This window comes from Kistimonas ophiarachnellae, assembly GCF_057552235.1.
This window is the reverse complement of the sequence record NZ_BAAJPA010000006.1, coordinates 99773-125331: the sequence shown is the minus strand read 5'-3', so window position 1 is coordinate 125331 and position 25559 is coordinate 99773. Positions and strand designations below refer to the sequence as shown.

General features: G+C 51.2%; 29 protein-coding genes and 7 tRNA genes. 23 read left to right on the top strand and 13 right to left on the bottom strand.

The features are described 5' to 3' along the window. Positions 1–170: 170 nt before the first annotated feature. Positions 171–761 (top strand): DUF1439 domain-containing protein, encoded by a 591-nt coding sequence (locus AC27K1_RS09270; RefSeq protein WP_487150015.1) that lies wholly within the window; start codon positions 171–173, stop codon positions 759–761. A 42-nt stretch (positions 762–803) separates the two neighbouring features. Here the strand turns inward: AC27K1_RS09270 and AC27K1_RS09265 are convergent, their stop codons facing one another. After that, positions 804–1613 carry a lipopolysaccharide kinase InaA family protein gene (locus AC27K1_RS09265; protein ID WP_487150013.1) on the bottom strand — a complete coding sequence of 270 codons (810 nt, stop codon included), beginning with the start codon at positions 1611–1613 and terminating at the stop codon, positions 804–806. Between the two features lie 254 nt (positions 1614–1867). Here AC27K1_RS09265 and AC27K1_RS09260 point away from each other — a divergent pair, with 254 nt between their 5' ends. Beyond that, positions 1868–2293, top strand: coding sequence for an Mpo1 family 2-hydroxy fatty acid dioxygenase (locus AC27K1_RS09260; RefSeq protein WP_487150011.1), 426 nt, complete (start codon positions 1868–1870; stop codon positions 2291–2293). Here the strand turns inward: AC27K1_RS09260 and AC27K1_RS09255 are convergent. From AC27K1_RS09255 to AC27K1_RS09245, 3 genes are all read right to left on the bottom strand, one after another. Beyond that, complete coding sequence (locus AC27K1_RS09255) at positions 2283–2708, bottom strand: VanZ family protein (protein WP_487150010.1); 426 nt, start codon at positions 2706–2708, stop codon at positions 2283–2285. The two genes, AC27K1_RS09260 and AC27K1_RS09255, sit on opposite strands and share 11 nt — an antisense overlap. 20 nt (positions 2709–2728) lie before the next feature. Continuing rightward, positions 2729–3415, bottom strand: a complete 687-nt coding sequence (locus AC27K1_RS09250) for a pseudouridine synthase (protein ID WP_487150008.1) — start codon at positions 3413–3415, stop codon at positions 2729–2731. Between the two features lie 92 nt (positions 3416–3507). Continuing rightward, positions 3508–4905, bottom strand: coding sequence for an FAD-dependent oxidoreductase (locus tag AC27K1_RS09245; RefSeq protein WP_487150007.1), 1398 nt, complete (start codon positions 4903–4905; stop codon positions 3508–3510). Positions 4906–5048: 143 nt separating this feature from the next. On the opposite strand from AC27K1_RS09245, the gene AC27K1_RS09240 reads away from it, so the two are divergent. The 8 genes from AC27K1_RS09240 to AC27K1_RS09205 all read left to right on the top strand — a co-directional run bounded on the left by AC27K1_RS09240 (position 5049) and on the right by AC27K1_RS09205 (position 9835). Further along, on the top strand, positions 5049–5738 hold the full coding sequence (locus tag AC27K1_RS09240) for a DUF3047 domain-containing protein (protein ID WP_487150005.1): 690 nt from the start codon (positions 5049–5051) through the stop codon (positions 5736–5738). A gap of 520 nt (positions 5739–6258) precedes the next feature. Further along, positions 6259–6639 (top strand): EamA family transporter, encoded by a 381-nt coding sequence (locus AC27K1_RS09235; protein ID WP_487150004.1) that lies wholly within the window; start codon positions 6259–6261, stop codon positions 6637–6639. After that, positions 6632–7489: a methylated-DNA--[protein]-cysteine S-methyltransferase gene (locus AC27K1_RS09230; protein ID WP_487150002.1), complete on the top strand. Its 858-nt coding sequence runs from the start codon at positions 6632–6634 to the stop codon at positions 7487–7489. The genes AC27K1_RS09235 and AC27K1_RS09230 overlap by 8 nt, the downstream gene beginning before the upstream one ends. A 44-nt stretch (positions 7490–7533) precedes the next feature. Continuing rightward, the gene (locus AC27K1_RS09225) at positions 7534–7791 is read left to right on the top strand and encodes a DUF3081 family protein (RefSeq protein ID WP_487150000.1); all 258 of its coding nucleotides are present in this window, start codon (positions 7534–7536) and stop codon (positions 7789–7791) included. 67 nt (positions 7792–7858) lie between these two features. Further along, the gene (locus tag AC27K1_RS09220) at positions 7859–7999 is read left to right on the top strand and encodes a hypothetical protein (RefSeq protein WP_487149999.1); all 141 of its coding nucleotides are present in this window, start codon (positions 7859–7861) and stop codon (positions 7997–7999) included. A gap of 12 nt (positions 8000–8011) precedes the next feature. Further along, a complete protein-coding gene (locus AC27K1_RS09215) occupies positions 8012–8896 on the top strand; it encodes a DUF2157 domain-containing protein (protein WP_487149997.1) in 885 nt (294 codons plus the stop codon). Between the two features lie 61 nt (positions 8897–8957). Continuing rightward, positions 8958–9302, top strand: a complete 345-nt coding sequence (locus tag AC27K1_RS09210) for a hypothetical protein (RefSeq protein ID WP_487149996.1) — start codon at positions 8958–8960, stop codon at positions 9300–9302. Between the two features lie 191 nt (positions 9303–9493). Beyond that, positions 9494–9835, top strand: a complete 342-nt coding sequence (locus AC27K1_RS09205) for a DUF4156 domain-containing protein (RefSeq protein ID WP_487149994.1) — start codon at positions 9494–9496, stop codon at positions 9833–9835. A gap of 25 nt (positions 9836–9860) precedes the next feature. Here the strand turns inward: AC27K1_RS09205 and AC27K1_RS09200 are convergent, their stop codons facing one another. After that, a complete protein-coding gene (locus tag AC27K1_RS09200; RefSeq protein WP_487149992.1) occupies positions 9861–11507 on the bottom strand; it encodes an acyl-CoA dehydrogenase family protein in 1647 nt (548 codons plus the stop codon). Positions 11508–11568: 61 nt separating this feature from the next. Next, positions 11569–11769 carry a DUF2788 domain-containing protein gene (locus AC27K1_RS09195; protein WP_487149991.1) on the bottom strand — a complete coding sequence of 67 codons (201 nt, stop codon included), beginning with the start codon at positions 11767–11769 and terminating at the stop codon, positions 11569–11571. Positions 11770–12117: 348 nt separating this feature from the next. Between AC27K1_RS09195 and AC27K1_RS09190 the strand changes: the two genes are divergently transcribed. Then, positions 12118–12720, top strand: a complete 603-nt coding sequence (locus AC27K1_RS09190; RefSeq protein ID WP_487149989.1) for a hypothetical protein — start codon at positions 12118–12120, stop codon at positions 12718–12720. 50 nt (positions 12721–12770) lie between these two features. Here the strand turns inward: AC27K1_RS09190 and AC27K1_RS09185 are convergent, their stop codons facing one another. The 3 genes from AC27K1_RS09185 to AC27K1_RS09175 form a co-directional block, all read right to left on the bottom strand. Next, entirely contained in the window at positions 12771–13403 is a 633-nt protein-coding gene (locus AC27K1_RS09185; RefSeq protein WP_487149987.1) for a YjaG family protein, read from the bottom strand. 73 nt (positions 13404–13476) lie between these two features. After that, on the bottom strand, positions 13477–14043 hold the full coding sequence (gene efpL / locus AC27K1_RS09180) for an elongation factor P-like protein EfpL (protein ID WP_345196946.1): 567 nt from the start codon (positions 14041–14043) through the stop codon (positions 13477–13479). Positions 14044–14086: 43 nt separating this feature from the next. Then, positions 14087–14452 (bottom strand): DUF3301 domain-containing protein, encoded by a 366-nt coding sequence (locus tag AC27K1_RS09175; protein WP_487149985.1) that lies wholly within the window; start codon positions 14450–14452, stop codon positions 14087–14089. A 141-nt stretch (positions 14453–14593) separates the two neighbouring features. On the opposite strand from AC27K1_RS09175, the gene AC27K1_RS09170 reads away from it, so the two are divergent. From AC27K1_RS09170 to AC27K1_RS09125, 10 genes are all read left to right on the top strand, one after another. Further along, positions 14594–14670: transfer RNA gene (locus AC27K1_RS09170), tRNA-Arg, on the top strand. A 54-nt stretch (positions 14671–14724) separates the two neighbouring features. Continuing rightward, positions 14725–14801, top strand: a tRNA-Arg gene (locus AC27K1_RS09165). A 48-nt stretch (positions 14802–14849) separates the two neighbouring features. Beyond that, a tRNA-Arg gene (locus tag AC27K1_RS09160) sits at positions 14850–14926 on the top strand. 54 nt (positions 14927–14980) lie between these two features. Beyond that, positions 14981–15057, top strand: a tRNA-Arg gene (locus tag AC27K1_RS09155). Between the two features lie 50 nt (positions 15058–15107). Beyond that, positions 15108–15184, top strand: a tRNA-Arg gene (locus tag AC27K1_RS09150). 51 nt (positions 15185–15235) lie between these two features. Continuing rightward, a tRNA-Arg gene (locus AC27K1_RS09145) sits at positions 15236–15312 on the top strand. A 46-nt stretch (positions 15313–15358) separates the two neighbouring features. Continuing rightward, positions 15359–15435, top strand: a tRNA-Arg gene (locus AC27K1_RS09140). Positions 15436–15855: 420 nt separating this feature from the next. Then, positions 15856–16695 (top strand): hypothetical protein, encoded by an 840-nt coding sequence (locus tag AC27K1_RS09135; RefSeq protein ID WP_487149983.1) that lies wholly within the window; start codon positions 15856–15858, stop codon positions 16693–16695. A gap of 400 nt (positions 16696–17095) precedes the next feature. Next, positions 17096–17257 (top strand): hypothetical protein, encoded by a 162-nt coding sequence (locus AC27K1_RS09130; protein WP_487149981.1) that lies wholly within the window; start codon positions 17096–17098, stop codon positions 17255–17257. 207 nt (positions 17258–17464) lie between these two features. After that, entirely contained in the window at positions 17465–18010 is a 546-nt protein-coding gene (locus tag AC27K1_RS09125) for a hypothetical protein (protein ID WP_487149980.1), read from the top strand. A gap of 51 nt (positions 18011–18061) precedes the next feature. Here the strand turns inward: AC27K1_RS09125 and AC27K1_RS09120 are convergent, their stop codons facing one another. From AC27K1_RS09120 to AC27K1_RS09105, 4 genes are all read right to left on the bottom strand, one after another. Then, entirely contained in the window at positions 18062–18331 is a 270-nt protein-coding gene (locus AC27K1_RS09120; RefSeq protein WP_487149979.1) for a hypothetical protein, read from the bottom strand. A 12-nt stretch (positions 18332–18343) separates the two neighbouring features. Continuing rightward, positions 18344–19492: a Na/Pi symporter gene (locus AC27K1_RS09115; RefSeq protein WP_487149977.1), complete on the bottom strand. Its 1149-nt coding sequence runs from the start codon at positions 19490–19492 to the stop codon at positions 18344–18346. 289 nt (positions 19493–19781) lie between these two features. Beyond that, a complete protein-coding gene (locus AC27K1_RS09110) occupies positions 19782–20645 on the bottom strand; it encodes a hypothetical protein (RefSeq protein ID WP_487149976.1) in 864 nt (287 codons plus the stop codon). Between the two features lie 701 nt (positions 20646–21346). Next, positions 21347–22750, bottom strand: coding sequence for a hypothetical protein (locus tag AC27K1_RS09105; RefSeq protein WP_487149975.1), 1404 nt, complete (start codon positions 22748–22750; stop codon positions 21347–21349). 213 nt (positions 22751–22963) lie between these two features. Here AC27K1_RS09105 and AC27K1_RS09100 point away from each other — a divergent pair, with 213 nt between their 5' ends. Both AC27K1_RS09100 and pheS read left to right on the top strand, forming a co-directional pair. Beyond that, complete coding sequence (locus AC27K1_RS09100; protein ID WP_487149974.1) at positions 22964–24346, top strand: hypothetical protein; 1383 nt, start codon at positions 22964–22966, stop codon at positions 24344–24346. Between the two features lie 187 nt (positions 24347–24533). Further along, positions 24534–25535, top strand: coding sequence for a phenylalanine--tRNA ligase subunit alpha (pheS, locus tag AC27K1_RS09095; protein ID WP_345196180.1), 1002 nt, complete (start codon positions 24534–24536; stop codon positions 25533–25535). The last annotated feature ends 24 nt before the right edge of the window (positions 25536–25559 follow it).

Sequence of the window (25559 nt, the reverse complement as noted above, 5' to 3'; positions counted from 1 at the left end):
TCTTGTTTAAGAGAAATTTTTTAGTTTTTGTTTTTTTTTGCAATAAAAAACGGGTCAGTTATAAGGTCTTCGCATCAGGCTTTGTGTCTTATTTGTGACCGTACATAGGCATAGTGATGCCTTTCGGATAAGCTCTTTCTTTATTGTTATGGTGAAAAACAGGAGTGTCAGTGTCGAAGACAATCTGGGTAACCGTTTCCGGTATCGTTCTTGCCCTTCTGGCAGCTTGTAGTGTGACAGATGATGTGACCTTGAAGGAGGGGGATTTTCTGAGACTTATCGGCGACCAGTTTCAGGCGCCCCGCCTGGTGCCGGTGGATCTGCCTGCCAATATCCGCTCCCAGCTCTATCTGGACACACCGCTCATCCAGTTTGACCGAAATGGTGAGAGGGTCGGTTTCACCCTTACGGGGCGATTTGATGTGGATCTGGCCGGCGCGCTTCTGACCGAGCCGGCGCCTATCACCCTGACGGGAACCGCGCGGCTGGTCTTCAAGCCAGCTGAACAGGCGGTTTTTCTTGATGATATTTCCATCAGTTCGGCAGATCTTGATTTGGGACTTGACGCTATTCAGCCCCTGGTTGGCGGTGGCCTGGCTACGCTGATTGGTAGTCGGCTCGAGCCTTTTTACCTGATACCGGTGCCAGAAGAAAGCGCGATAGGCAAGCTGATGGCTAAAGGGGAAGTCTCCATGGTCATCATGGATGGCGAGCTGACCTTGCGGCACAAAAAAGATAACACGCTAAATGCGGCGGGTTGATGAAAACCCGCCGGTCATATAGCCGCATTATTACGGATCGGTTCAGGGCTGATAAAAATCTGGCAGGCGTGTATTTTTGGCCATCAGGGCTTTAAGCAGCTGCTGATGCAGGCGTTTTCCCCCCGGAACAGGGCTTTCCCCAAAGTAACAGTCCAGCAGGTAGCGGATGTGCGTGAGCGAGAAATGCTGCGCATGCCGCATAAAACACTCAAGGTCCTTGAAGCGCCGGAGCTGGTTGAGTGGTTGGCGTCGTGCTTTCTCCAGGTCGATCAACCGGATGATCTCGGGATCCTGGTCCAGCTCGGAGGTTGCAGCATCCTCTGTCCGCACAAAGATATGATTCGGGTACAGGCAATAGTGGGCAATGCCCTGATCATGCAGTTTACGTGCTACTCGGGCGATGGCTGCTAATACCACCTGGATTGTTTCTTCGGGCTGGCCGGGCGCCGTTTTGCGATACCAGTCAAACAGGTTCTCGTAACCATCCAGTGCCAGGGTAATCAGTATCGCCTGGTCGTTTCCGTCAACACTGCGCTCACCGTAATAGAGTGGTGTCAGGGTCGGGATTCCGTGGGAGCGGAATAGCTGGATATTGTGGTATTCCCGCTGGAAGGTAGGAACACCACGGATCGGATGCAGGAGCTGACGGGTGTTGTGGTTCTGCTGGCGCTTGATAAAGACCTGCAGGGGCTGGTTGCCCGGGAGCGTATACCGGCTGACGCCACTCCAGCCATCCCGGCGTTCATTGACCGGCTCGAACCAGTCCAGCTTGAGATCCCACAGGCTGGCGAAGTCGCCCAGGCCCTGTCCGGCAAAGTGGCGGGCGATGTCTTCGTTGAGAAAAAACTCCATGAATAGGGGATCCCGTTCAATAGCTACTGGAAAACAGCGGGCATTATACACAAAGCCCCCGCTTTTGGCGGGTTTGTTCGTGCCTGGCTGGCAGGGCGTCTTATATTTAATGTGTACTTTCGTACCAGATATTGACAGCCCGCAGCAATCAGCAAACAATGAGCCGTTGGTGCAGCTTTCGGCTTGATGTATTGAAGGAAGCTGGCCGTCCATTGTCTTGCCTGACAATAAGAATGAATACAGGAGGATCACTGATGAAATCGCTGGAGGAGTGGTTTGTTGAGTATGGTGAGAGCCACCGCAACAAGACCAATAAACTGATTCACTGGGTCTGTGTGCCCTTGATCACGTTCTGTGTGATCGGCCTGTTATGGGCCCTGCACCCGATGGCGGCGTCTGTTTTCATGGCTGGTGCGCTGGCCTTCTACATACGTCTGTCGGTACGGTTGGCGGCGGCCATGACAGTGACTGTCGGCATGATGCTGCTGGTTATCATCAACATTGAGCCGGTTCTGGTGCCGGTGAGCCTGAGCCTGTTCGTGATCGCCTGGATCTTTCAGTTTATCGGTCACCACATCGAAGGGAAGAAACCGTCATTTTTCAAGGATCTGCAGTTCCTGTTGATCGGTCCGCTCTGGGTGGTGGCTTTCCTGTTCCGTCGTTTCCATATCAGTTATTAAGATTATTGCCAGGTGCGGGTGGGTTAGCCTGTGCCTGGCGGTTAACGGATACCGACGTATTTCCCTTTCGCATAGTGCTCACCAACAGCCCGCAAATTACATAGCTGCCAATCCCAATACCGTCTGCCAGCAGATCCAGTAGCGAAAAATAGCGGTCCGGTGTCAACCCTTGCAGGCATTCCACCATCAGGCCATAGCCGAGCAATAGCAGGCACTTGGTCATCATCCCTGGTCGTTTCGGCCAGCCCATATCCAGCAGGCCCGCCAGCAGGAAAAAGGCGGCAAAATGCTTGGCCTTGTCCCAGAGGTGCGGCGTGGGGTCAAAGGCCTGCGGCATCAATGAAAGTATCATCGTGACTACCAGTGCCGTGATGAAGGTTGCGCGCAGTAGATTCTGTGGAATGCGGATTGCCATGGGCTGCGTTGTTCCTTTTTTTACCTGGATTTAGGGTGGCGCTTTTTCCCGGGCAGGGAAGGTTTTTTATTCTGAGTACGATAATTGTTGCGCTTTTCTTTATAGCCAGGAGCTCTCGAGCGTGAAGGTGCTGACTTTGGCAGGGCCTCTGGCGTGATTTTTTGGTATTCACCGGGATTCAGGCCGTCGAGCGTCCAGGGGCCAATGCGGTAGCGCACCAGGCGCAGGGTGGGATGGCCAATGGCTGCAGTCATGCGCCGAACCTGTCGGTTGCGGCCTTCACGTATCGTGATTTCAAGCCAGCTGTCCGGTACCGATTTACGGTAACGAACGGGAGGGTTGCGTGGCCAGAGATCCGGTTCGGACATTTGGCGGACCTCCGCGGGTTGTGTCATGCCATCTTTCAGCATGACCCCGCTGCGCAGTTGTTCCAGTTGTGCTTCTGACGGTATCCCTTCCACCTGTACCCAGTAGGTTTTGGGTTGTTTGAACCGGGGGCTGGCAATATGGCTTTGCAGCTGGCCATCGCTGGTGAGCAGAAGCAGTCCCTCGCTGTCCCTGTCCAGGCGCCCGGCCGCATAGACACCCTTGATCTGTACATAATCTGCCAGTGTTGGGCGTCCCTGTGCATCGGTAAACTGGGTCAATACCATATAAGGCTTATTGAACAGCAGGGTGGTATGTTGGGCAGGCTTGTGGAATTGCATGGTATCTCTGGTCGGGCTGATGGTCGTATCTGGTCTTTAGGGTATAGCTTCAGAAACGCCATACTCTATGCGCTCTCATGCTGGAAAGGAAGTTAAGCGGACGGATGCGAGGTGTTCATGGCTGGCAGTATGGCCTTGATTTGCTTCAGGATGGTGTCGGAGTAGAGGGCGTCGAGGGATTTTCGCATATGGAACACTTCCATCAGGATTTGATGGATATCTGTTTGTGTCACGGCCAGGGCGTTGATAGCCATCATATGTCGGGCAAATGCCAGTAATGTTTCTGACCGGTCCATGCGTGTTTTTGCATTCAGCATGTCCTGTACTGCGGCGAGTTGCCAGGGCGTTTCAACCAGGTCTGCACACCTTCGGAACAAGTCTGGTGCCAGGTTTGTTACGCTTTGCCCAGAATGCTGTCGTTGGGCCAACATTGCCTGCAGCTGTTGCGCCTGACGGATAGCCGTGGTCATTCCCTGGCCATAGACGGGGTTGATAACGTTCAGGGTATCTCCCAGTAAAACCAGTCCTTCAGGAAAGCGGGATAGCTTTTCGTAGTGACGACGAATGCTGCGGGGAAAGTGGAAGCGGTGGATACTGTTAATACGTTGACTGTTGCTTATCAGTTCATAAACATTCATGGAAGGTAATGTGCGGGCATAGGCCAGGAAGTCTGCCTCGTCTTTGGGAGGATAATCGCCGAACTGGCCTGCCAGTGTGACAAACCACTGGCCTCCTTCGATGTTACTGACTACGCCAACACGGCTGTTGGTTAAGGTGGGATCTCTCGCGACATGGATTTTGATGGGTGATGTATCTTTAGTCGCCTGGTAGCGGGCAGAGCAGTAAACCAGATCGACATCAATGGTTGTTTCTGGCGGTTTGGGATAACCGGCCCGTGTCAGCCATGACGGGGAATGACTGCCGCGGCCGCCGCAGTCAATCACCAGGTTTGCCGGTAGCGTCTTTTCGTGGCCGTTTGTTGTATAGCGAATACCCTTGATGCATTCGCTTTCCCACAGGAAACCACTCACCGTCGTGCCACTGCGCAGTGTGATATTGGGTTGGGCGATGGTGGCTTCCAGTAAGGCGGTTTCCAGTAAACGCCGGGACTGGCTGTAGCCATTGATGCCAAGTTCTCTCGGCTTTTGAAGAACGCTGTTCGGCAGGTACGATATTTGCCGACCATCATCAAATTGTACCTGGCTGCCACTGGATACCGGGATGCTCCCCAGTGATGCGAGATCCGGAAAAACGGAGCCATAGAGTTCGGTCAGGGCACAGGCTCCGCCACTCAAAAGGTAGTGCGTATGGTGGGACTGGGGGACTGATTTCCGGGGCTCACCGGCATGATCAAGTGGGTCCCGTTCGATGATGATGACCTGGTCAAAGAAGTCACTGACTGCCCGCGCTGCACAGAGGCCTGCGATGCCGCTACCAATCACTACGGCACTCTGCCCATTGGCAGGATTGATATTCAATGGGTCTGACATTGCCAGTAACCGAAAGCACCTGGTTGTGGATTGGTGTGAAAGGTAGACGCAAAACGGCCATTTATCTTGTGGGTTTGCTTGCCTCGTGTGGAGCCGCTGTGGTGAGATGAAACCTGTAAGAGGAACAGCAGCCGGTGCATGACATGACACCAACGATAAGGGAAGGCTTGCTTGTCTGTTGTCTTGCGGCAGGCGTCACTAAAGCTGATCAGTCGTCATTGGATGTCTCGAGCCTGAAGGGGTGGGAATCTCACAGTTTTCATGGAGAGACAATCTATTCACCGATAACCGATAGGCTATACGGACGGGCCTTGAAGGCAACCAGCCATGGCAGCGCATCGGGTTATTATTATCGACGAACGGTTCATCTGGATGAAACCCCGGTCCTTCAATGGGCGTGGAAGATAGGTCGCTTTCCTGGTGCTGCCCCGAAAACGGCCAGCGCCAAAGGACAGGACTTTGCTGCAAGGGTGTATGTGGGGCGAATGTCAATGCTGGGGATGTGGGGGGCAAAGTGTATTACCTACGTCTGGTCTGACCAGCACCGGGCAGGTGAAGAATGGAAAAGCCCTTTCAGTGATCGCATTCATGTGATTGCCGTCAATGGGCGTGAGGATGCTCCCGGTCAATGGAGACAGGTGCAGCGCAATGTCGTTGCAGACTGGGCGCGGGTATTTGGTGAAGATATCGACAGTGTCGACCTGGTTGCCATCATGACGGATTCCGACAATTCAGACAGCATGGCCCAGGCCTGGTATGCCGATTTGCGGCTTGCGCCGTTACAGGATGGACGTATCGCAGCCATGCAGAAGCAGACAACGGTTGAACGTTAGTGTTTTGTCAGTATCCGAAAAGTGTCGCGTAAATCTACGAATAGGTTTCAGTCGGTCGGATCTGAATAATACGAACCCAGATAAGCTGCTCCGTAACACTTATCTCTTGTCATGTTCGTTTTTATTTAATCCCCGTTGGCATCGTGCCAGCGGGGATTTTTTTTGCCTGACAATCAGCATAACCGGCTTACATGCTGATGGTTTAGCCCGTATGTTTCCCTATGCCTGTAGATTTCCTGTGATAACCGGTGCAAATGTTCGCTGTTAAAAAGCCGGACAGACTGCACCTGTCAGAACAAGGCTGTCAATAGCATGAACCACAGTCTGATCTGAAGACTTGAACATTTCCTGCTTTTCCCAATGACTTATTTGCTTCTTTATTCGGTCAGTTGCATCGCTATTTCAATATTCCATTTTGCACTCTGGCATGCGAGGGTGAATATAGCGCAAGAAACGGGTGGTTAACGGATAGGGCGATGATTATTGTCATTCCGTACCCGTCATCACAGGGAAGCGGATTATGCGTTGGACGAGTGTGTTGTGTCTGGTGTCTTTAGCTGCCATCTGGGGGAAGTTCGTTTCTTTTTATTCGTATTGGGGTTCCGGTAATGGGGCCGGCATTGTTAATGGAAGTCCGGGGTGCGCTGGCGGCGGTGTTTCTGTTGATGACCGCCGGTGTCTTGAAAAGGAGATTGCCCCCTATCCGGCATCGGCGGCATTATCCGTGACATTTCTGATACCGGTATTTGGTATATTCTGGGGTTACCTTTTCCTTGGGGAACCTGTGGGTTGGCATACGGTGTTGGGTACTCTCCTGGTTCTTTTGGGAACCGCACTGGTAACCGGTTTCCTCCCCCGTATCAGGCAGGTTGGATTTTCAAAGGCGGTTGATCATGAATGACAGTGCGCTCGATTCGGCACAACAATACCAGACCATTGAGCACGCGATTGATTATATTCGTGCCAATGCACGGCATCAGCCGAGCCTTAAAGTCATCGCCGGAGCGATGAATCTCAGTGAGTATCATCTGCAGCGGTTGTTCACTGCCTGGGCCGGGGTGTCGCCAAAGCGTTTTTTGCAGTACCTCACAAAGGAACATGCATTGAAGGCGCTGAGGGAATCCGGAGATGTGTTGAGTGCTTCCCTGGATGCCGGGTTGTCCGGCCCCGGGCGACTCCATGACCTGATGGTGAATTGTGAAGCCATGTCGCCCGGAGAAATCAAGGCGCAGGGAAAAGGGCTTGTCATTGGTTTTGGGCTCGCGAGTACCCCGTTTGGTCTGGCGCTTCTTGGCTGGACTCCCCGGGGAGTCTGTCACCTGGTTTTCTGTGATGGTGATGAAAGTGGTCAGATAGCACTGCTGGAATCCCGTTGGCCTGATTCAACGTTGAAGCGTGATGACCGGGCTGCAGCCCGGTTCTCTGACAGGATTTTTGCCGGTGAGCTGGAGCGGGGGAAATTGCATTTGGTCATTCGCGGCACCAATTTCCAGCTCAAGGTCTGGGAAGCGCTCTTGCAGGTGCCGCCTGGCAGGGTGGTTTCTTACCGGCAGCTGGCGGAAATCGCGGGTGTACCCAAGGCTCAGCGGGCTGTGGGCAGTGCCCTGGCCGCTAATACGGTGGGATACCTGATACCTTGTCATCGAGTGATACGCAGTGATGGACACCTGGGCAGTTTCCGCTGGGGCGTGGCGCGCAAGCAGGCTATCCAGACCTGGGAGGCTGCGCATCAGAATCGTGCGCAGGGTTAACGCTCTCACCGTGCGGTGACATAGTCAGAATGAGACGGTTCGTCATGGAAACAGCGATTGATCTTAAGAAATGTCTCAGTGCCTTCGCCCGAATTACCCAGTCCGGGGATAAAACCGGGAAGGGGTATTTTTGGCATGGGGTCTATGCGGATACCCCTGATGAGGGTTATACACTCGTTATGAGCGATGGTGTCGCGACATTGACCCTCTTTTTCCACAATACCTATGCATTGGATGCACCGGATTCCCGGGCAATGGATCGGTTGGTGCAGCGTATCCATGCTATTACGGCTGAGCCCTGAAATACGCATGCCATGACGTATGGTTGATGTACGCTATGGCTTCTCGATATACCAACCGTATCTGACAATGAAAATTACCCGAAAGCAGCTTGATCTGGCGGTATCGCAGCACATCATCACGCAACAGCAGGCGGACTCACTGATCAGTTTTCTGAAGCAGCAACCTGGTGGCAGTGGTCCGGCCTTTGATTTCACACACCTGCTTTAATACCTGGGTGGAATGATGGCTATTGGCGCCATGTCATTGTTCATGGGTATGGGGTGGGAGGCTTTTGGTGGCTGGGGCATTGTGTCGATTTCACTGGCCTACGCGCTCGCGGGGCTCTCACTGACCTGTTATTTTCAGCATAAAGACTTTGAGATTCCGGCAGGAATCTGTGCTGCTTTTGTCGTTGTGATTGTCCCTTTGACGATTTATGGCTTACAGCTTGCGCTGGGATATTGGCCAGAAGGGAAAGGTTATCTTGACTATCATGACGAGCTTCACTGGCGCTGGTTATCGATGGAATTGGGGGCGCTGGCTGCGGGTGCAGTGATGATCTGGCGATTTCGTTATCCCTTTCTGGTTATGCCGATGGCAATCACCTTTTGGCTGTTAATCATGGATGTTGTGGCCATGTTGGTCGGTGACCGGTTTACTGGCGAGATGGGTGCGTTGACGTCGATGTGGGGCGGTCTTGCGATGGTTCTGGTAGCGCTTTGGACGGATAGTCGGACCCGGCATTCGCAGGATTATGCGTTCTGGCTTTACCTCTTCGGTGTTATGGCCTTTTGGGCAGGAATAACCCTGCAGGACTCTGATAGTGAGCTCGACAAATTCCTGTATTGCTGTGTCAATCTCATATTGATGGTGATAGGCGTGGTGCTGGTCAGACGGGTATTCGTGGTCTTTGGTGCGCTGGGGGTAAGCCTTTACCTGGGCCATTTGGCTTTCTCGGTATTCAGGGATAGTTGGTTGTTCCCCTTCACGCTCACGGCAATCGGTTTACTGGTTGTTTATCTTGGCATTCTCTGGCAAAAGCATGAGAAGGCGGCCAGCTTAAGGATCAGGGGAATACTGCCCACGCCACTGAAAGAACTGCTAGAGTCAAAGTTAACAGAATAATGATCGGTGATTGAGATGCTCGTTGGCATGCAGTCACCGTTGACAAGGTATAAAGGGACTTATGAAAAGGCTGGCTCTATCGCTTGGATTGGTTCTTTCAGGTGTTTTAGTCATCAATTTCTTTGCAACGCTTACCGGCGACGGGGATTTCCTGGCATTCTTTTTGGGGATTCCTCTAACCATTATGGCTCCCATCCAGATGGTGATGAATTTTGGGGGTGACCTCCCTGTTCGTGGGGTCTGGTTGCTGGTCGGTACCATGATAACCGCGTTGTTAAGCGTTCTGCTTGGGCATTGGTTTTACCAAAATCTGTGGGGTAAAGGGCTTCTGCATATCGGCGGGCTGATTTGGGGAGCAAGTGTTTATGTAGGGATGTATTTTTATATACAAGTTCAGCCACTATAAGGCTTGGCTAACGCTTTAAATCAATGTTTCCAAACGTTGTCGTTGTTTGACTCGCCGTTCACTTTAAATCCAGTGCTTGTGCACATAGGCTACCCCGCAATTGTAGAGGCCATGTAAGGAAGTGGTGGCTTGTCTTGATAAAAACCCTTTCTTTCATGGTTGTCTGATTCATCTGAGCATTGCCTGTAATCGTGAATGGCCATGTTGAAACACGTTTTGGTTTGTGTTCCCTCCTGCTGATTGCCTGTTCTGCCAATAGACTGCACCCGGAGGCGTACCGGATTGAACTGGTGGATACGAAGCCTGAAGGATGTACTTATCTGGGCGAAGTCTATGGTAGCCAGGGCAACTGGTTTACCGGTGACTTTACCTCGAATAAAAACCTGATGGAGGGCGCCCGTAACGAATTGCGCAACGAAACAGCCCGGTTTGGCGGGGATGTTGTACACGTTCAGGCTATCAGTCACACGCGGGGGGTGAGATTCCCTGGGTGCCACGGCGACCACGATCGTTGGCAAGGTATACCGTTGTGATCGCCGCGACCGGTATTGATGCACGTTAGAGAGGGCGCGCCCGTTCGATCAGGCGCGAGCAGGGGATGCCGACAGGCAGGGTGCCGTATGCCAAGCCGCCGGGCTGCAATCTTGCCTGCAGGAATGCATCAGTCACCAGTGTATTGCCGGCCTGCAGCAGCAGACTTGCCTGCAGGCAGATAGCCAGCGCTTCCACCAGCCGACGGGCCTCGTAGTGGAAGTTGGTTGTGTTAGCCATCAGATTTTTCAGATTGGTTATTCGCTGATCCAGTTGCGGGTCAGCACCGACGGTTTTCTCCAGTTCGGCGAAGACCGCCTCCAGTGAACGGGGTTGACGTTGCATTGCCCTGAGGATATCCAGGCATTGCACATTGCCGCTGCCTTCCCAGATAGAGTTGACCGGTGCTTCCCGGTAAAGGCGTGGCAAGATGGATTCTTCCACATAACCGGCTCCCCCCAGGCACTCCTGGGCTTCATTGATATGGCCGGGGGCCCGCTTACAGACCCAGTATTTCCCGATAGCGGTAGCAATCCGGCAGAACTGTTGTTCCTGTTCATCATTGGGGTGATCCAGACTTCGGGCGATACGGAGACTGAAGGCCAGGGCGGATTCGCTTTCCAGGGCCAGGTCTGCAAGGACATTCTGCATCAGCGGATGGTCAGTCAACAGCTTGCCGCTGACATGTCGGTGGCTGCAGTGGTGAACCGCCTGGGCCACTGCTTGTCGCATCAGGGCGGCGGAGCCGGTAATGCAGTCAAAACGGGTGAGCGCTACCATGTCGATAATGGTGGGTACACCCCGTCCTTCCTCCCCGATCATCCAGGCATGAGCCTCCCTAAACTCCACTTCGCTGGAGGCATTGGAGCGGTTGCCCAGCTTGTCTTTCAGCCGTTGAATGTAAAAACCATTGCGTTGGCCGTCTTCTCGCCAGCGTGGTAGCAGAAAACAGGAAAGGCCTTTTTCGGTCTGAGCCAGTGCCAGGAAAGCGTCACACATGGGAGCGGAGCAGAACCACTTGTGACCCGTGAGTGTATAGAGGCGCCCGGGGCCACTCTCGCCCAGTGGGCGGGCCCGGGTGGTGTTGGCTCGTACATCCGTTCCGCCCTGTTTTTCTGTCATGGCCATACCGATCGTGACACCGGGTTTCTCGAACCAGGGTTTATTAGCCGGATCATAGTGGCGCGCAGTAATCAGGGGGAGCCAGTGAGCGGCAATATCCGGCTGATGCTGGATGGCCGGCACGGCGGCAAATGTCATCGTCAGCGGACAGCAGCTTCCGGCTTCCACCTGGTTGTGGAGGTACATCATTGCAGCACGGGCGACATGGGCGCCCGGTTGTGGTGTTTGCCAGGGGGATGAGGGCAGCCCGTGTTCAATGGCTGTTTGCATCAACTGGTGGTAGGCGGGGTGAAAATCGACCTGGTCTATCCGATGTCCAAAACGGTCATGGGTGCGCAGTTCGGGCAGGTTTTCGTTGGCGAGAAATCCGGCATGAAACAGTGTATTCCCAGCCAGTTGGCCGTAGCCATGAAGTTCCGTTTCAACCCATTTTGTCTCTACTTGTATGGCTTCCCGAAGGGCGGTATCCGTTGAGAAGACATTATAGGGTTCCAGTGCGGGTGGCTGATTGAGGACTGTGTGGGTTTCTGTGGTATTGCAGGGATCGTTCATGGGTGTGTTCCCCGTTGACCTATCTGCTTATTGTTATCAGTTTGTTGAGGGTTTGGTGGGTTTATAGGCCAAGGTTCATGGCAACCAGTTTCTTGATCACAAAGCCCAGTACGCCCAACCCTAAAACGCCAAAAAGTATTAATGTCCCGAATTTGCCGGCGTTCGAGTGCTTTGCCAGGTCCCAGACAATAAAGGCCATGAACAGGATAAGTCCGGGTACCAGTAGTGTCAGCATCAGATCATCAAAGGCGGCTATATCCATGGTTCGTTCCGTATTTGAAGTTTGGCTGGATTATATCGGCTGGCGGCTGTTTTGACAGTCAGACTGCGGTCATAAAACTGTCACAACAGGTCAGGGCAGCGTGACCGTTTTTGTCAGGCCAGATTGAGGGTGGCCATGAAATAAAAGTTGAAAGTATCAATGGACAGATTGATTGCACATTAATTGATCGATTGCCTGATCTATTCTGTGACAGTGTTGGCATTTTGGGTGGTGTTTGCGGTGCTGTGAAAAGACTTGTCTTCAGTGGCACAGTCTGTGCGATAAGGCGCTGCAGACAAGAATAAATATAACAGTCGCATGGCTTTTTGCTGTCACGGGGGAGGGAGTATGAGTCAGTCTGTCGAGGCCGTTGCCTTTAACGGCTGGCGAGAGCTGCTGGACAGGGAAGATCTGGGGTGGGATCCGGGCAGTATTGATAATCGTTCCGAGGCGCTCCATTTTTTAGCGCGATTCGAAGGGTGCTTTTGCCTGTATTCCCGTTCAGAAGAAGTATTATATACGCAATACCGGTTTGTTCTGCCGGATGAGGCGGAGCAGTCCGTGATGATCCTGCTGCCGGATGATGCCATGAATGCCTGCTTCCGGCCGTTGCCGCCAGACGCTGTGGTAGATACTGGGATCAAAGTGTTTCCCGGTGAATGTGTGGGTGCTTCGGGTCTTTATCTCAAGATTCCGGCACAAAACAAGCTGGTGGGTTCTCGCGAAATGCCTTTTCAGGTGGGGCTCAAGAAACTGGTGAATCGTTACCTTACCCTGGGGCAGGATTTCCTGCCGGTGCTTGTCCGGGAAGAGCTGGATGATTATGAGCAGGGGATGCCGGCGCTAGCACTTCATGCACTGGATGTTAGCCAGCCAGCTGGCTTGTCGGCGATAGATATTGGCAATGTTCGGAAAGTGATTGTGGAAAACCTGGAAAGGCTTTATCGGTAAGCGTTGCCCCTGTTGTGACGGTAAGGCCATAACAGGGGATGGGTTGCCCATTAACCGTCCAGGCTGATGCCCAGGTGGCTGGTGTTGTCGTTGGCGGCCAGTTCCCTGAGGGTTTTCTTCATTTCAGGCTTTTGTGTCGGCGCCTTTTCCAGGCAGCTGATGACTTCACTGATGAACGCCTGTTGTGCCTCATACAGTTCGTGTTCTTCAATGTACTGGGCGAGTTCTGTACCGCTCAGTTCATCGGCCTCGCGGAAGCGGATAAAGCGACCGATCGTGGCCAGCGTCAGTGCACCGGTACTGGCGGCTTCTTCCAGTGAGGGCTGCATGGCGCACTGAACCGCGGTGGTGATGGCAACAATCGCGTCCAGTGCGGGGTAGACGCCATACATGTCAAACTGATCCACATCCGGTGTCTGGTCTTCCAGCCGTTCCAGCAGTCGCTCGAAATTTTTGGATGACTGTTGTCCTGCCACATAATCCCAGAGCATATTGAGGCAGTGGCGGACTTCGTCCGGCTCGCCAAATTCAGCCACATCGGCAAACAGGGCGAAGTTGGGCCAGCCCCGTTCCGCCATGGCAATGGCAAAGGCAGCCTGCTGCCAGGGTTTCAGTGTCTTCAGTCGGTGGCTTAGCTGGCGGGCGTTGGCCCGGCTGTCGAGGAGGGTTGCTTGTGTGTTCACGGTCATCAACCTGTGCGTGCGATCTGACCGGCGATGGTGCCGGTCATCCCTTTCAGTATCCTGTCCTGACGATTTAAGCCCGGGACATGAATTTGCCGGTTTCAGTGTTAATCTTGATTTTTTCACCCTGCTCCAGGTATTCCGGCACCTGAACTTCCAGGCCGGTGGCCATGCGGGCCGGCTTGGTGCGCGCCGCCGCGGTGGAGCCCTTGATGGCCGGGCTGGTTTCAACCACTTCCATGATGACGGACTGGGGCAGTTCCAGTGCCAGTAGGCTGTCGTCTACCAGCAGGGCGGTGATGCCTTCCATGCCGTCCTGAATGTAGGGCAGCTGGTCTTCCAGTGCGGAGGCTTCCAGGGTGTACTGGCTGTAGTCTTCCTGGTCCATGAACGTGTACAGGTCACCTTCCTTATAAAGGAAGGAAACCGGCTTGCGCATCATGTTTACGTCGGTCAGCATGTCGTTGCCGGTAAAGGTGTCGTCGTATTTACGGCCACCGGGCACCTGGTTGAAACGCACCTTGTAAAGCGTCTGGGCACCGCGGGATGACGGGCTCTTGGACTCGACGTTTTTGACCATGTAATAGTGGCCGTTGATTTCAACAATCTGGCCTTTCTTGAGTTCGTTGGCGCTAGGCATTGTCAGTCATCTCTGATAAAAGTCTGTGGTGCGCTCTGATGTATTAATGCACTGTCTGATCGGGTTGCAGGTATAGCTGATGGGGTGACGAGTGTTCATCTGTCGTCTCATCGGGCAGGTCCAGGTGAAGATCCAGAACTTGCCGTCTGACAATGCAGAAGTAGCCGGCATATCGCTGTTCCCCTGTTGTGGTGAACGCAAACCGGTATTCCCGACGCAACACCCGTGGCCCGCCATTGACTCGAACCAGCCGGCTGCGTGTCCGCTCGACGGTCTGGTCGAGCAATTGCAGACCGAGTTCCCTGCAGGTTCGACGACACTGGCGCAGGGCGATCTCCCGGGCCAGGGCGGTGTCCTGCCAGTACCAGATACCGGCAATCAGCAACAGCAGTGCTATCAGTTCGCTCATGGCGCGTATTGTATGAGAAAGCCGGGCCGGTTGCGACGGATTGCGCCTTTATAAAGAAGGTATAGAAAAGACGGCGGTTCGGTTTGCCGCATATTGACTCAAACAGCGCGTATCTCTATAGTTCGCATCCCGTAAGGAAGTGCGCTCGTAGCTCAGCTGGATAGAGTACCTGGCTACGAACCAGGCGGTCGGAGGTTCGAATCCTCCCGAGCGCGCCATGCTTACTCAGGCAATATCATGCGATGTTGGCTGACAAGTCTGCAGTTTAATGTGCGTCCGTAGCTCAGCTGGATAGAGTACCTGGCTACGAACCAGGCGGTCGGAGGTTCGAATCCTCCCGGACGCGCCATTTCCTGACAGTCTTTTGGGTGATTTCATCATCCTGATTTATTTTTGCGCGCTCGTAGCTCAGCTGGATAGAGTACCTGGCTACGAACCAGGCGGTCGGAGGTTCGAATCCTCCCGAGCGCGCCATACTTGCTCAGACAATATCATGAGATGTTGGCTGGAAAGTCTGCAGTTTAATGTGCGTCCGTAGCTCAGCTGGATAGAGTACCTGGCTACGAACCAGGCGGTCGGAGGTTCGAATCCTCCCGGACGCGCCATTTCCTGACAGTCTTTTGGATGATATTAATCATCCTGAATCCGTTTTTGCGCGCTCGTAGCTCAGCTGGATAGAGTACCTGGCTACGAACCAGGCGGTCGGAGGTTCGAATCCTCCCGAGCGCGCCAGTTCATTAGGGTATTGCTTCAGGCGGTACCTGGTGAAATTGCAGTTCATGTGCGTCCGTAGCTCAGCTGGATAGAGTACCTGGCTACGAACCAGGCGGTCGGAGGTTCGAATCCTCCCGGACGCGCCATCTTCTGCAAGTCAATTCGACAATGTAATGTTGTCACATCTTTTGCGCGCTCGTAGCTCAGCTGGATAGAGTACCTGGCTACGAACCAGGCGGTCGGAGGTTCGAATCCTCCCGAGCGCGCCATATTCACTTTAGTTCCCCGTTTGTTGGCATTGAAAAAGCTGCAAAATGTTTTTGTAGTCTTATGTATCCGTTTCGATGCGGCAGTCAGTTGTACGTAAGACTCCGTAAAGTCGGTGGTCAGTCACCGGACGCCACGTTATTCTGGGTCTGTCATCGGTTGCTTCTCCAGTGCCTGTCATAGGATGACAGGTTGCACCGGTGGTGTGGCTCAAACCCCATATCTATGGCCGCCTTGTGCGGCCTTTTTTTTGCCTTCGCTTTCTGCATTTTGTTTGTATTTCTGACAAGGATGTTATTACCAAAGGACTGTTGCCAATGTAAAAAATAGCATTGGCTATTCAGTTCATTCTGGTCGATAGCTATAGCTAATTTCATTTTTTCAGTTTCTGGTGAGACTGATTTTTTCATAGGTTAATGCTCATGGAAGGAGTGCGATTAATTCGCGAAGGTGGTTATTTATCAAGTAGCTACGAAGGAGGATCGAGCACTGAGTCGGATTATGATTCATCCTCGACGGAGGGGGCTTTAGTTGCCTTGCCCGACGATAGGCCCGGCACAGCCGGATTATCAGCTCGCACGACGCATGAAGTGGATCCGGTCAGTAGTGCTTTATTGATGGAAAGTCCGCAAATTTCAGGTGGGGCAGTATCGAAACGGTGCATCACCGGAAAAGCGAAAAAAAGAAGAGGTAGGAAGACCCGAGGGGAAACAAATGCTGCGGAAAGGGAACGGCAGGAGATAATACGAGGGATCCTGGATGAGCTTAGAGATATTCTGCCCGATGAATTCAAGGAGCATCATTATCGGGCGGGTTATTATCGGTATCGAAACATGCCGAAGAAATTTGTGATTGCCTGCACGGTTGATTTTCTCAATAGATTGTGGGCTGAAATTGTTTGGCTGAAAGAAAATATAGATTACAAGCATGCAGTTCCAATGTTTTCTGAGTCAAAAGTGATAACGGAAGTTATTAAGGAGAGCGATAGAAATAAGTTCGAAAAGTTACGACACGATGTTATTGCTGATGCATTGGACACCTTGAGAGAGTTGCTTAAGAGTATGGGGATTAATGCAGTAAACGGTATGACAGATAGTGACTTGGAAAATATGGAAATAGATATCGACAGTGATAATGTCGAAGAGTTAAAACGAAAGTTCAGTGAAAAAATAACCTTGAAAGTGTCTTTGGAAATGATTTATGCGTTGGTTGATCAGTGTATTGAATTATTCCAAGTTACCGGGCAGGGAGAGCGAAAATAATTTGTCGTACGGATTGCTTTTAGTGAGCAACTGTTGATAGATAAAGCTTGTGTGTTTTGAGTGGCAAGTCAATAGCGTCGAGATATAGTCAAATCTGGTGTTTTCGATGGCGTCAATTCCGCCATGAAAACAGCTGGTTTGGTTTTTAAACTGTTTGAAATCGATAATTTCAGCCGCCATAGCCAGTGCTCCTGCTCTACCGTTGGTCCGACTGGGGATGCCTTTTTGGTATATGCAGGTGTTCCCTCAGTTGGAATATCCCACTCCCAAAACAGAATTGTACCATCCAGATTTAAGCAAGTTATTCAGGTCCCGGGCCCCTGTTAAATGTATGGCGTCTAAAAGCAGTTTTGTCTCTGTAAGTCGCGATCACAGGCTCAGCAAGGTTCAGGTGAACAGGTTGAAAGAATGCTTAAGAACGCCATTAAGAATTGAGCCGGAGAATGCGCCCTGGGAGGTTGTCGGGGTTGTGGAGACAACGACGATCCAGACGTCGCTGAAGTTGGGAATGGGTTACCAGAAGTGGTGGCGAATGTTGCTTCGCAGGGTGGGGAAATACTAGTGCATTACTGCAAAGTTTGGGTGTTTCTGATCAGGAGCTTTACCAAAGCTTTACAGATAACTGTGATGGGTCGCAGGTATGATGCGTGATAGCTTGATACTGTTCACAGTAAAGAAGTCAGTCGTCTGTTAGGCTGTGGTTAACAGTCATTGCCCGATAGCAGGACGCTGGAGTGGGTGTCAGATATACGCCTGGTGTGGGGGGGCTATGGAAACGAATACGGATTTGCGCTGGGATTTGAAGCATATTATTTACCAGCAGAAAGCCTACGATTACATGCAGCAGTTTCGTGATGTGTTCTGCGTTTATTCTGAAAGCGTCTGCCAGCTGTACAGTAATTACCGCCTGCATTACACCGATGAATACGGCGACAACGAGATCCAGATTCTCCCTGATGAGCAGGCCTGGCATGAGACGTTTGATTCCGTCAGGGCGGAAGCGGTCAGGCCCTCCAATATCATGCTGTTTCCCGGCGAGCTTCTGGGAAAAGAGGGCTTTTTCATGCGAATGCCTGTCAAGGGAAAAGAGAAATGGGTGACTATGCCGCTGAGCGAAGCCTTTAACCGGGTGCTGAGTAAAAAAGACAGTTTCCTGCCGCTTATCAAGAAAGGTGATCTGCGTGAGTTCAAGGCCCGATCGCCTTATCTGCACCTGCATTGGCTGGATCTTGAGAGAATGAGTAATTTGTCAGCCTTTCAGCGGCTGGATATTGCTGACACTATCCTGTCCCGTTTCCATGAGATTGTGCGCTAAACATCGCATGTTTTAACCATAAAAAATGCCCCGGAAGGGGCATTTTTTGCATCAGTCTTTTTTCTGGCCCCGGATTGCGTCGACCAGTCGGTGAACGGATTTCCCGAGGTCTTCCATCGCAGACTGGGTCAGGGTGCGGAAGTCGCTGATGTGAGGTTGTGCCTTCTCGATGTATTCCTCAAGATGGTCCACTTCCTCATGTTGCATCTCGTGCCGGTCTTCCTCCAGCTCCGCCTCAAGGCGCTCCAGCAATGCCCGGGTTTCCTCAATCTGTTTTTTGAGGGCTTTCCGGTGGGCCTTGTATTCCTTCATTGTCGTCATGGCAGGATTCTCTTATGCAGTGATAACAATCAACAGGCCGGGAATAATAAAGAAGACCCCGGCAACATAGGCCAGAACGATCCACTTGCGACGGCTGGCAATCTGCGCAAAACGCCGTGCGGTGCGCAGGGGAATCTTCCGAAGCTGTGGTATGCCATAAATAAGGATAACGGCACTCAGGTTAAAAAGCAGGTGTACCAGGGCAATCTGCAGGGCAAAGAATGCATGGCTGCCTGAAACTGCCGTCGCTGCCAGCAGGGCTGTAATGGTAGTGCCGATGTTGGCGCCCAGGGTGAAGGGATAGATTTCCTTCAGTTTGAACAGTCCATTGCCTGCCAGCGGTACGATCAGGCTGGTGGTGGTGGAAGAAGACTGTACGGCGATGGTCATCAGGGTGCCGGAAGCGATACCGGTGAGAGGGCCGCGGCCAATCGCCTTGTGCAGAATCGCCTTTGCGCGCCCTACCATCAGACGCTTGAGCAGTTTGCCCAGGAAAACGATGGACAGGAAAATAAAGGCCAGACCGGTCAGGGCCAGCATGATGCCGCCAGTGATGCCTGGCAGACCAGCATAGAGGTCCTTGAAGACATCCAGCACTGGCTGGGTCATTGGCTTGATGAAATCCAGACCCTTGATGCTGACGCTGCCACCACCTGCCAGCAGGCTGGCCAGGTATTCGGACGTCTTGCCCAGGTATCCCGTCATGATTTCCAGTGGCAGGAAGATCGCCACGGCCATCAGGTTAAAGAAGTCATGTACCGTGGCGGCAGAGAATGCCCGGCGGAACTCCTTACGCTTGCCGACATGGCCCATGCTGACCAGGGTGTTGGTCACAGTGGTGCCGAGGTTGGCGCCCATGATCATGGGGATGGCTGTGGGTACCGGCAGGCCGCCAGCCACGAGGCCGACAATGACGGATGTCACTGTGCTGGAAGATTGTACCAGTGCGGTAGCCATGGCGCCGACCACCAGGCCCATCAGCGGATTGGTGGCGAAAGCGAACAGCTGGCGGGCGCCTTCAGCACCACCAGAGGCCCATTTGAAGCCCGAGCCGATCATGCTAACCGCTACGAGCAGCAGGTAGATCAGGAAGATGACACCCAGCCAGGGGGCGAAGTTAGGTTTGGCTGCCGAACGGGGAGCCGCTTGCGTCGATTGCATCTTTATACCTTTACCATGGAAATGCAAAAACCACCCGTTGTGGATGGTTCCTGTATTCGTTCAAGGTTGTCAATTCACCTGCAGGCAGGATGAGCGCGCACTTTATTCAGGCGACAGGTGTGCAACAATAGTGGTTGGCGACATGTGCTTGCGGATTGTACCTACGATGTATTGGAGGTATCTAGGTGGTAGTAAGCGGCAGAGGATATTATTTTGTGCAGAACTGCGATGAAAAAAACCCGCCGAAGCGGGTTTTTTAGGTTAAGCTAAAGCTGCTTTATTGTGACCGCTAAGAAACCTTAGGCTTGGGTGGGACAGGGGGAGGTGTTCTACGGGCATCAGCATCACCCTCACTGTTTTTACTATCTGTAAACTCTGGAAGGACAAATGTGATAGGTGCAGGTTCTTTATCGTTAACCCGTGCAGGGTCAAATGAAAGGCGACTTTTCATATTTTCAATAAACTGAGTTTGTTCGCTTTCGTCCGATATGCCTTTAAAGTGAGAGATTAACTCGTCACCTTCAGATTGAGAGCATGTATGGGAAAACTCAAAAATATCTTTGGCAAGCTGTAATAGTTCTTTCTTTTTAGGAGATGCAGTATCTTGCGTACCATTACCGGCGACATCTTCCCACGCGTCGAGTTTGCTGTTGTAGTTTACAAGCATTTCTTTCAAGCTGCCTTCGCTATGCTCAATTAGATAATCAGGCATTTTCTTGAAATCCCTTTGTGTCAGCTTTTCTGGATTGTTATGTAGTCGTAATGCGTTGAAAAATCGTTTTATTCCTTGGAAAAACATCCAGGCCTTCGAATGCTTTTTGATACCTGCTTTTGTTTCTGGTGAGGCTGATACAAGCTTTTCAGTTTCAGCGTCTGTTTTAACTAGTACATCTTCGTAAATGGGTAATTCACTGTCTTCGTTAATTTCGCTATCGGAAACGGTGATTTTTGATCTTGACTGGAGCGTTTTATCGCTAACAGCAGATTCAGCGCCAGAGCTGCCAACGTTACTTGTACCTTCAGTACGATCAACATCTTTGCTTAGAGTATTTGAGTGACCAGTAGCGGTCTCTTCTGTCTCATTTGTAACTTCATTATTGGCTGTTGGTTGTGTTATGTGTGTGTTGCCGCCTGAACCTACTGGACTTTGCATAGTGCTCTCCTCGCTTCCTTAACGTTATTTATTTTGACACTGGTTAGTATAGATAATGAATGGAGTTGTTATTTTTTTGAGGTTTTAAATTTTTTCTTTTGGAGGGAGCGATTAATTTTTTATTGGAATTTGGTTTTGAATTTATCTCTTATATGACAAAACGTTTTCTTTTTGTATAGGGAGGACATTAAAAACTTCCTGTAGCAACCAATCCCAGAGCTGAACGCCCGGTACGTCTGTCGCGAGCGACATGTTTACGCTTTCCGTTCTTGGCCGGAATTTGAGCACTTTTTCAGAGCGATGAAAACCCTGCGCCTGCTCTTTGCAAGTAAAGCCAGCATCGGTTTTCAGAAAGAGTTACCTGCAAACGGTGTTGAATAGAACTAATCTCGGAGTGATTCATCTCGGGCGCCCAGTAAGGCTTGTTTTGGGTATGTCAAGTTTGTCGAACGGGATGAGCCTCTGTGTTTCAGGCAGGTTTTCTGCGGCTGATGGGCTTAATGTCCTCCCTATGATAAATAACTAAAATCTAGCTTTGATACTCAGCAGATTGCACTGTTTGGAGAGGTGCTTGAACAGATGACGAGAAAGAAAGGTATTTCTGTTAGCTCTGTGGCGATGGGGGTTGCCAGTTGTCAGCGCTAGTGCTGCTGAATAAGACTTGGATGCGTCCCTACAGCCTGAACTAGCCCTGCATCTCATTAATTGAGTGAGTCGTTTAGGTTTTTGTATCGTTCATTTTCAGTTGTATAGGTTTTCTCCATTAAATCACATACTTTTTTATAAGCGCTGAGAAATAGAAAGTCTATCTCTGTATTGTCTTTCCATTTTGCATTGCTTGCCCGTAGTTTTGTCATTTCTTCTACGATTTCAATGTTGATGGGGGTTAAGGCAGTTAAGCTAAGCTTGCCTTCTCCAGCTAGATTTATGATTTTGTCAAATTTTGTGTAGAGAGAACGCATTTCCCTTGTCGTTTTTTCATCAGGATAACGGTCTAATTTTTTTCTGATTTCAACGACGGTGGATCGTAGTTTTTTATTTTTTACTGCTTTCGCTTCATTTTCACTGAGTCTTTGTTTTTTTTCGTTAAAGTTTTTTAGAATTTGGTTGGATTTTTCGTTAAGTTCATCCATTCTCTCTTGTAATTTGATACATTTTTTGTGCAGATAGTTTGGGTTTGTGGATGTTTTTGATGGCCATAAATTATTTACGAAGAATTCTGCGCCACCTTGTTCCAGTGCTGTTAACACCATGCCGACACAATTTTTGTGTTTGCTGAACATTTTATACGTTGCCATGTATTTTTCGTCTGTTTCATTTTTTGTGTTTTTAATGGTTTTCCAAAATAAATCCATTTTGCCCTCTTGTAAGCCGAATACAGTAAAGAATTGGCTGTTTTTTTCTCCCTGCCGTTTATTTTGGCCTAGTAACGGGACATATATCTTGTCAGCAGCAACCCCCCATGGATTTTTATCAGTGGTATCATCACTTTTCTTGATATCCCGTGATAATGGCTTTTGTCTTTCTCTTGGTTTTGTTGTTCCCTCCCTCAGAAGTTTGCGGGCACTATCAGAAAGTTCAGAATATTTGTCGTTCGCGTAGCCCTTAGCTGATCTTCCCTTTCTTACAGTGATGAGTTCCCCTAAACGGGAGTTGCTCGATAAATGATTACTAATACCACCGATTCGCCTTGTTGTGGGCCACCAGCTAATGTAAGTGTGTTTATCGTCACATTCAAGGTTGTTTTTCACTGATAAAGCCGCGTGACCGGGATGCATGATGCCTTTGAACGGCCATGTCCTTATAACAGCCTGTCGCTCGTAATTCATGGCTTTTCCTCTTTTTACGCGAGTATCAAAGCCCCGGGGGGTTATGACCCTGTCGACAAGATTTTTGTTGAGTGCGGTATCAACTTTTTCTTTGCAATCTGTCATGTAGTTTTCGGTCTTTTTATTGGCGACAATTGAGACCTTTAAACTGAAAAATGCTTTGATGGCTTCAACGATGGCTTGTTTCCCACTGTTGATCTCTATTGCAAATTTTGCTGCATCTGTCCGGTGTTTTTTTGAGAAGATAATCGTTTCACCGCCTTTGATATCAAACATGACCTGATCACTTGTAAAATGTTGATGCTATTTGTAATGGTAGAGTTTTTGCGGGCTTACTGGGTTGGGTGAAAGGTTTGTTTGTTTTTTAACGGAATTTAAACTTTGGGCGTTTTTTTTAATTTCGTTATGTTCTATTGGGTTTGGTTTTATTGTCTGAATATTGTTTTTGATAAGGTTTTTAAGGCTGTTTATCTATAATCACAACAAAGAATGGGTGAAAGCACGGAGCATTTTATGTCAAGACAGAATAATAGTATTACTGGTAATACCACTGGTGTTTCTTTTCCTGTTGGGGGGGAGGATGCCGCTTCGCATGAGGACAGCGCTTCAGAGTCAAGAGGGCGTACCAATCGATTTGATGTTGAAACAACAGAGGTTGAGTCTTCTGTGGGTGCAGGTTCTGAAAGTGGGACTTCTATGGCAAGCTCCGCGGTAAAAACACTGCAGGAGCGCAAAAATGCACTGATGGAAAACGGTCAGGGTCTGAAGATACCTATGCCGGGCAATGCCGGTAACCTGAAAACGAAAATCAGGACCGCTTCTGACACGGAAGCCATTGTTAATGAACCTTCCACTGTTACCGCTGATGCTGAACAGGTTTTACTGTTTGCATCGGTGCTCAAGCAGTTAACGAAAGAGAAAGGGTTTACTGTTAACTCGGCGGTAAAGGATGTTGCCTGTGCAGCGGCTGATGGCCCACAAGCCCTCGCACCATCTGAGCTTGATGCGATTGGTAAGACTTATGAGTCCATTGATGATTTAGTCACTGAGACAACAAAGGTTAATGAACCGACAATCGGTAAAATAAAACACTACAGTCGTTTGTGGATATTCTTTCAGGTCGTAAAGCGTTCACTTCGTACCCTTGTTATCAATACGTCTGACGGCGTTAAAGCTAAGGATTTTCGCCAGGTTAAGCCAGAGACCATGGTGTTCCTTCAAGGAACTGCGCTTGAGAACCTGGCAATACGGTATAATGAGCTGTGCAAAGAGCTGGAAAAAACGGATAAATCCTCTCTACTACGTAACCAATTGAAAGAACAGCTGTTGGCGCAGGTCAGTTGTATGGATCAGGAGATTGATCGACTGATCTCGTGTTCAGATTATCTGTTGCGTGAGACCTGTGATGACGTGAGTGCAACTGACAGGGCGATGTTGGCTGAGAAGCTACGCAGCAAAGTAGGCTTTAATCTTTCACTCTCAAAAACGATAAAAACAGCTGAGTCAGCCGCATCTGTTGATGATTCGATAGCGAGTAATGCGGATTCAACGTTGGCTGGAACGGTGCTGTCTCAATCCATGTTGCCAGAATCCGTGGAATATGATGTGCCGCCTCCGCCTCCGCCTGCCATGAGTGATGAGGAGCTTCAGGCTTTTGCTGACAATCAACATCTTGATACGTTTCCTGAACCCCCTCCGCCTCCTTCGCCGTCAGTGGTTGATCAAGCCGCTTTCGAGGCCAGTCAACGGGATGATTTTCCGCCCCCTCCTTCGGTGGAGCAGGTCAGTCAGGTCAGGCGTAAAGGCGACCGTCCTGAAGTGCCTCCTCGGCCTGCTTCTCACCCCAGGAAAGGCGAGAATCGAAACAACTGAGTCAGGATGTATTAAGACCTGCTCCGGCGGGTTTTTCTTTGTATGGGTCTATTATGGCTGCAGCCATTTTTTTGTCGATGATGTAACACCGCTGCATCCTGTCCTCCCGCTGTTCAAGTCCCGGCATTGCCGGTAAACTAGCCCGTTTTGCATCACCCGTGAATCAAGGTTCCGACGCTCAAATCCCATGGAAAATCTCGAAGTTCTGACCAACGCCGCACTGGAGGCCGTCGCCGTCGCCAGTGACGCCGCCAGCCTGGATCAGGTACGTGTGCAGTACCTGGGCAAAAAGGGTGAAATCAGCCTGCTGATGCAGAGTCTGCGTGACGTGCCGCCTGCCGAGAAACCGGCCGCTGGCGCTCGCATCAACGCTGCCAAGCAGCAGGTGCAGACCGCCATCAACGCTCGCCGTGAAGCGCTGGAAAATGCGGTGCTCGAAGCCCGCCTGGCCAGTGAAACCATCGATGTCACCCTGCCGGGCCGCGGCCAGGCCATTGGCGGCATCCACCCGGTGACCCGGACCATGGAGCGGATTACCGAATACTTCCGCACCATCGGTTTCGAACAGGCCGACGGCCCTGAGATCGAAGATGATTACCACAACTTCGAAGCGCTCAATATTCCGTCGCACCACCCGGCCCGTGCCATGCACGATACCTTCTACTTTAACCCCGGCACCGTGCTGCGAACCCATACCTCACCGGTCCAGGTGCGGGTGATGGAAAGCGGCAAGCCGCCGTTTGCGGTCATCTGCCCAGGTAAGGTTTACCGCTGCGACTCCGACCAGACCCACAGCCCCATGTTCCACCAGGTGGAAGGCCTGTACGTGGGTGAGAAGGTCAGCTTTGCCGATCTGAAGAGCGTGCTGGTGGACTTCCTGCGTGTCTTCTTTGAGCGTGACGACCTTCAGGTGCGTTTCCGCCCGTCCTACTTCCCGTTCACTGAGCCTTCTGCCGAGGTGGATATCGAGTGGGGCCGCAATGAAGACGGTTCCATCAAGTGGCTGGAAGTGCTGGGCTGCGGCATGGTACATCCGAAGGTGTTCGAATACGCCGGTATCGATGCCACCAAATACACCGGTTATGCCTTTGGTCTCGGTGTTGAACGCTTCGCCATGCTGCGCTACGGCGTGAAGGACCTGCGCTTGTTCTTCGAAAACGACATGCGCTTCCTGGAGCAGTTCCACTGATCACCTTTCCGGCAGGAAAGGGCG

What these genes read in the sequence shown, in the direction of transcription:
- AC27K1_RS09265 (WP_487150013.1), bottom strand. Translation starts at nt 1,613, where the DNA reads ATGGAGTTTTTTCTCAACGAAGACATCGCCCGCCACTTTGCCGGACAG.
- AC27K1_RS09260 (WP_487150011.1), top strand. Translation starts at nt 1,868, where the DNA reads ATGAAATCGCTGGAGGAGTGGTTTGTTGAGTATGGTGAGAGCCACCGC.
- AC27K1_RS09255 (WP_487150010.1), bottom strand. Translation starts at nt 2,708, where the DNA reads ATGGCAATCCGCATTCCACAGAATCTACTGCGCGCAACCTTCATCACG.
- AC27K1_RS09250 (WP_487150008.1), bottom strand. Translation starts at nt 3,415, where the DNA reads ATGCAATTCCACAAGCCTGCCCAACATACCACCCTGCTGTTCAATAAG.
- AC27K1_RS09245 (WP_487150007.1), bottom strand. Translation starts at nt 4,905, where the DNA reads ATGTCAGACCCATTGAATATCAATCCTGCCAATGGGCAGAGTGCCGTA.
- AC27K1_RS09240 (WP_487150005.1), top strand. Translation starts at nt 5,049, where the DNA reads ATGACACCAACGATAAGGGAAGGCTTGCTTGTCTGTTGTCTTGCGGCA.
- AC27K1_RS09235 (WP_487150004.1), top strand. Translation starts at nt 6,259, where the DNA reads ATGCGTTGGACGAGTGTGTTGTGTCTGGTGTCTTTAGCTGCCATCTGG.
- AC27K1_RS09230 (WP_487150002.1), top strand. Translation starts at nt 6,632, where the DNA reads ATGAATGACAGTGCGCTCGATTCGGCACAACAATACCAGACCATTGAG.
- AC27K1_RS09225 (WP_487150000.1), top strand. Translation starts at nt 7,534, where the DNA reads ATGGAAACAGCGATTGATCTTAAGAAATGTCTCAGTGCCTTCGCCCGA.
- AC27K1_RS09220 (WP_487149999.1), top strand. Translation starts at nt 7,859, where the DNA reads ATGAAAATTACCCGAAAGCAGCTTGATCTGGCGGTATCGCAGCACATC.
- AC27K1_RS09215 (WP_487149997.1), top strand. Translation starts at nt 8,012, where the DNA reads ATGATGGCTATTGGCGCCATGTCATTGTTCATGGGTATGGGGTGGGAG.
- AC27K1_RS09210 (WP_487149996.1), top strand. Translation starts at nt 8,958, where the DNA reads ATGAAAAGGCTGGCTCTATCGCTTGGATTGGTTCTTTCAGGTGTTTTA.
- AC27K1_RS09200 (WP_487149992.1), bottom strand. Translation starts at nt 11,507, where the DNA reads ATGAACGATCCCTGCAATACCACAGAAACCCACACAGTCCTCAATCAG.
- AC27K1_RS09195 (WP_487149991.1), bottom strand. Translation starts at nt 11,769, where the DNA reads ATGGATATAGCCGCCTTTGATGATCTGATGCTGACACTACTGGTACCC.
- AC27K1_RS09190 (WP_487149989.1), top strand. Translation starts at nt 12,118, where the DNA reads ATGAGTCAGTCTGTCGAGGCCGTTGCCTTTAACGGCTGGCGAGAGCTG.
- efpL (WP_345196946.1), bottom strand. Translation starts at nt 14,043, where the DNA reads ATGCCTAGCGCCAACGAACTCAAGAAAGGCCAGATTGTTGAAATCAAC.
- AC27K1_RS09175 (WP_487149985.1), bottom strand. Translation starts at nt 14,452, where the DNA reads ATGAGCGAACTGATAGCACTGCTGTTGCTGATTGCCGGTATCTGGTAC.
- AC27K1_RS09135 (WP_487149983.1), top strand. Translation starts at nt 15,856, where the DNA reads ATGGAAGGAGTGCGATTAATTCGCGAAGGTGGTTATTTATCAAGTAGC.
- AC27K1_RS09125 (WP_487149980.1), top strand. Translation starts at nt 17,465, where the DNA reads ATGGAAACGAATACGGATTTGCGCTGGGATTTGAAGCATATTATTTAC.
- AC27K1_RS09120 (WP_487149979.1), bottom strand. Translation starts at nt 18,331, where the DNA reads ATGACGACAATGAAGGAATACAAGGCCCACCGGAAAGCCCTCAAAAAA.
- AC27K1_RS09115 (WP_487149977.1), bottom strand. Translation starts at nt 19,492, where the DNA reads ATGCAATCGACGCAAGCGGCTCCCCGTTCGGCAGCCAAACCTAACTTC.
- AC27K1_RS09110 (WP_487149976.1), bottom strand. Translation starts at nt 20,645, where the DNA reads ATGCAAAGTCCAGTAGGTTCAGGCGGCAACACACACATAACACAACCA.
- AC27K1_RS09105 (WP_487149975.1), bottom strand. Translation starts at nt 22,750, where the DNA reads ATGTTTGATATCAAAGGCGGTGAAACGATTATCTTCTCAAAAAAACAC.
- AC27K1_RS09100 (WP_487149974.1), top strand. Translation starts at nt 22,964, where the DNA reads ATGGGTGAAAGCACGGAGCATTTTATGTCAAGACAGAATAATAGTATT.
- pheS (WP_345196180.1), top strand. Translation starts at nt 24,534, where the DNA reads ATGGAAAATCTCGAAGTTCTGACCAACGCCGCACTGGAGGCCGTCGCC.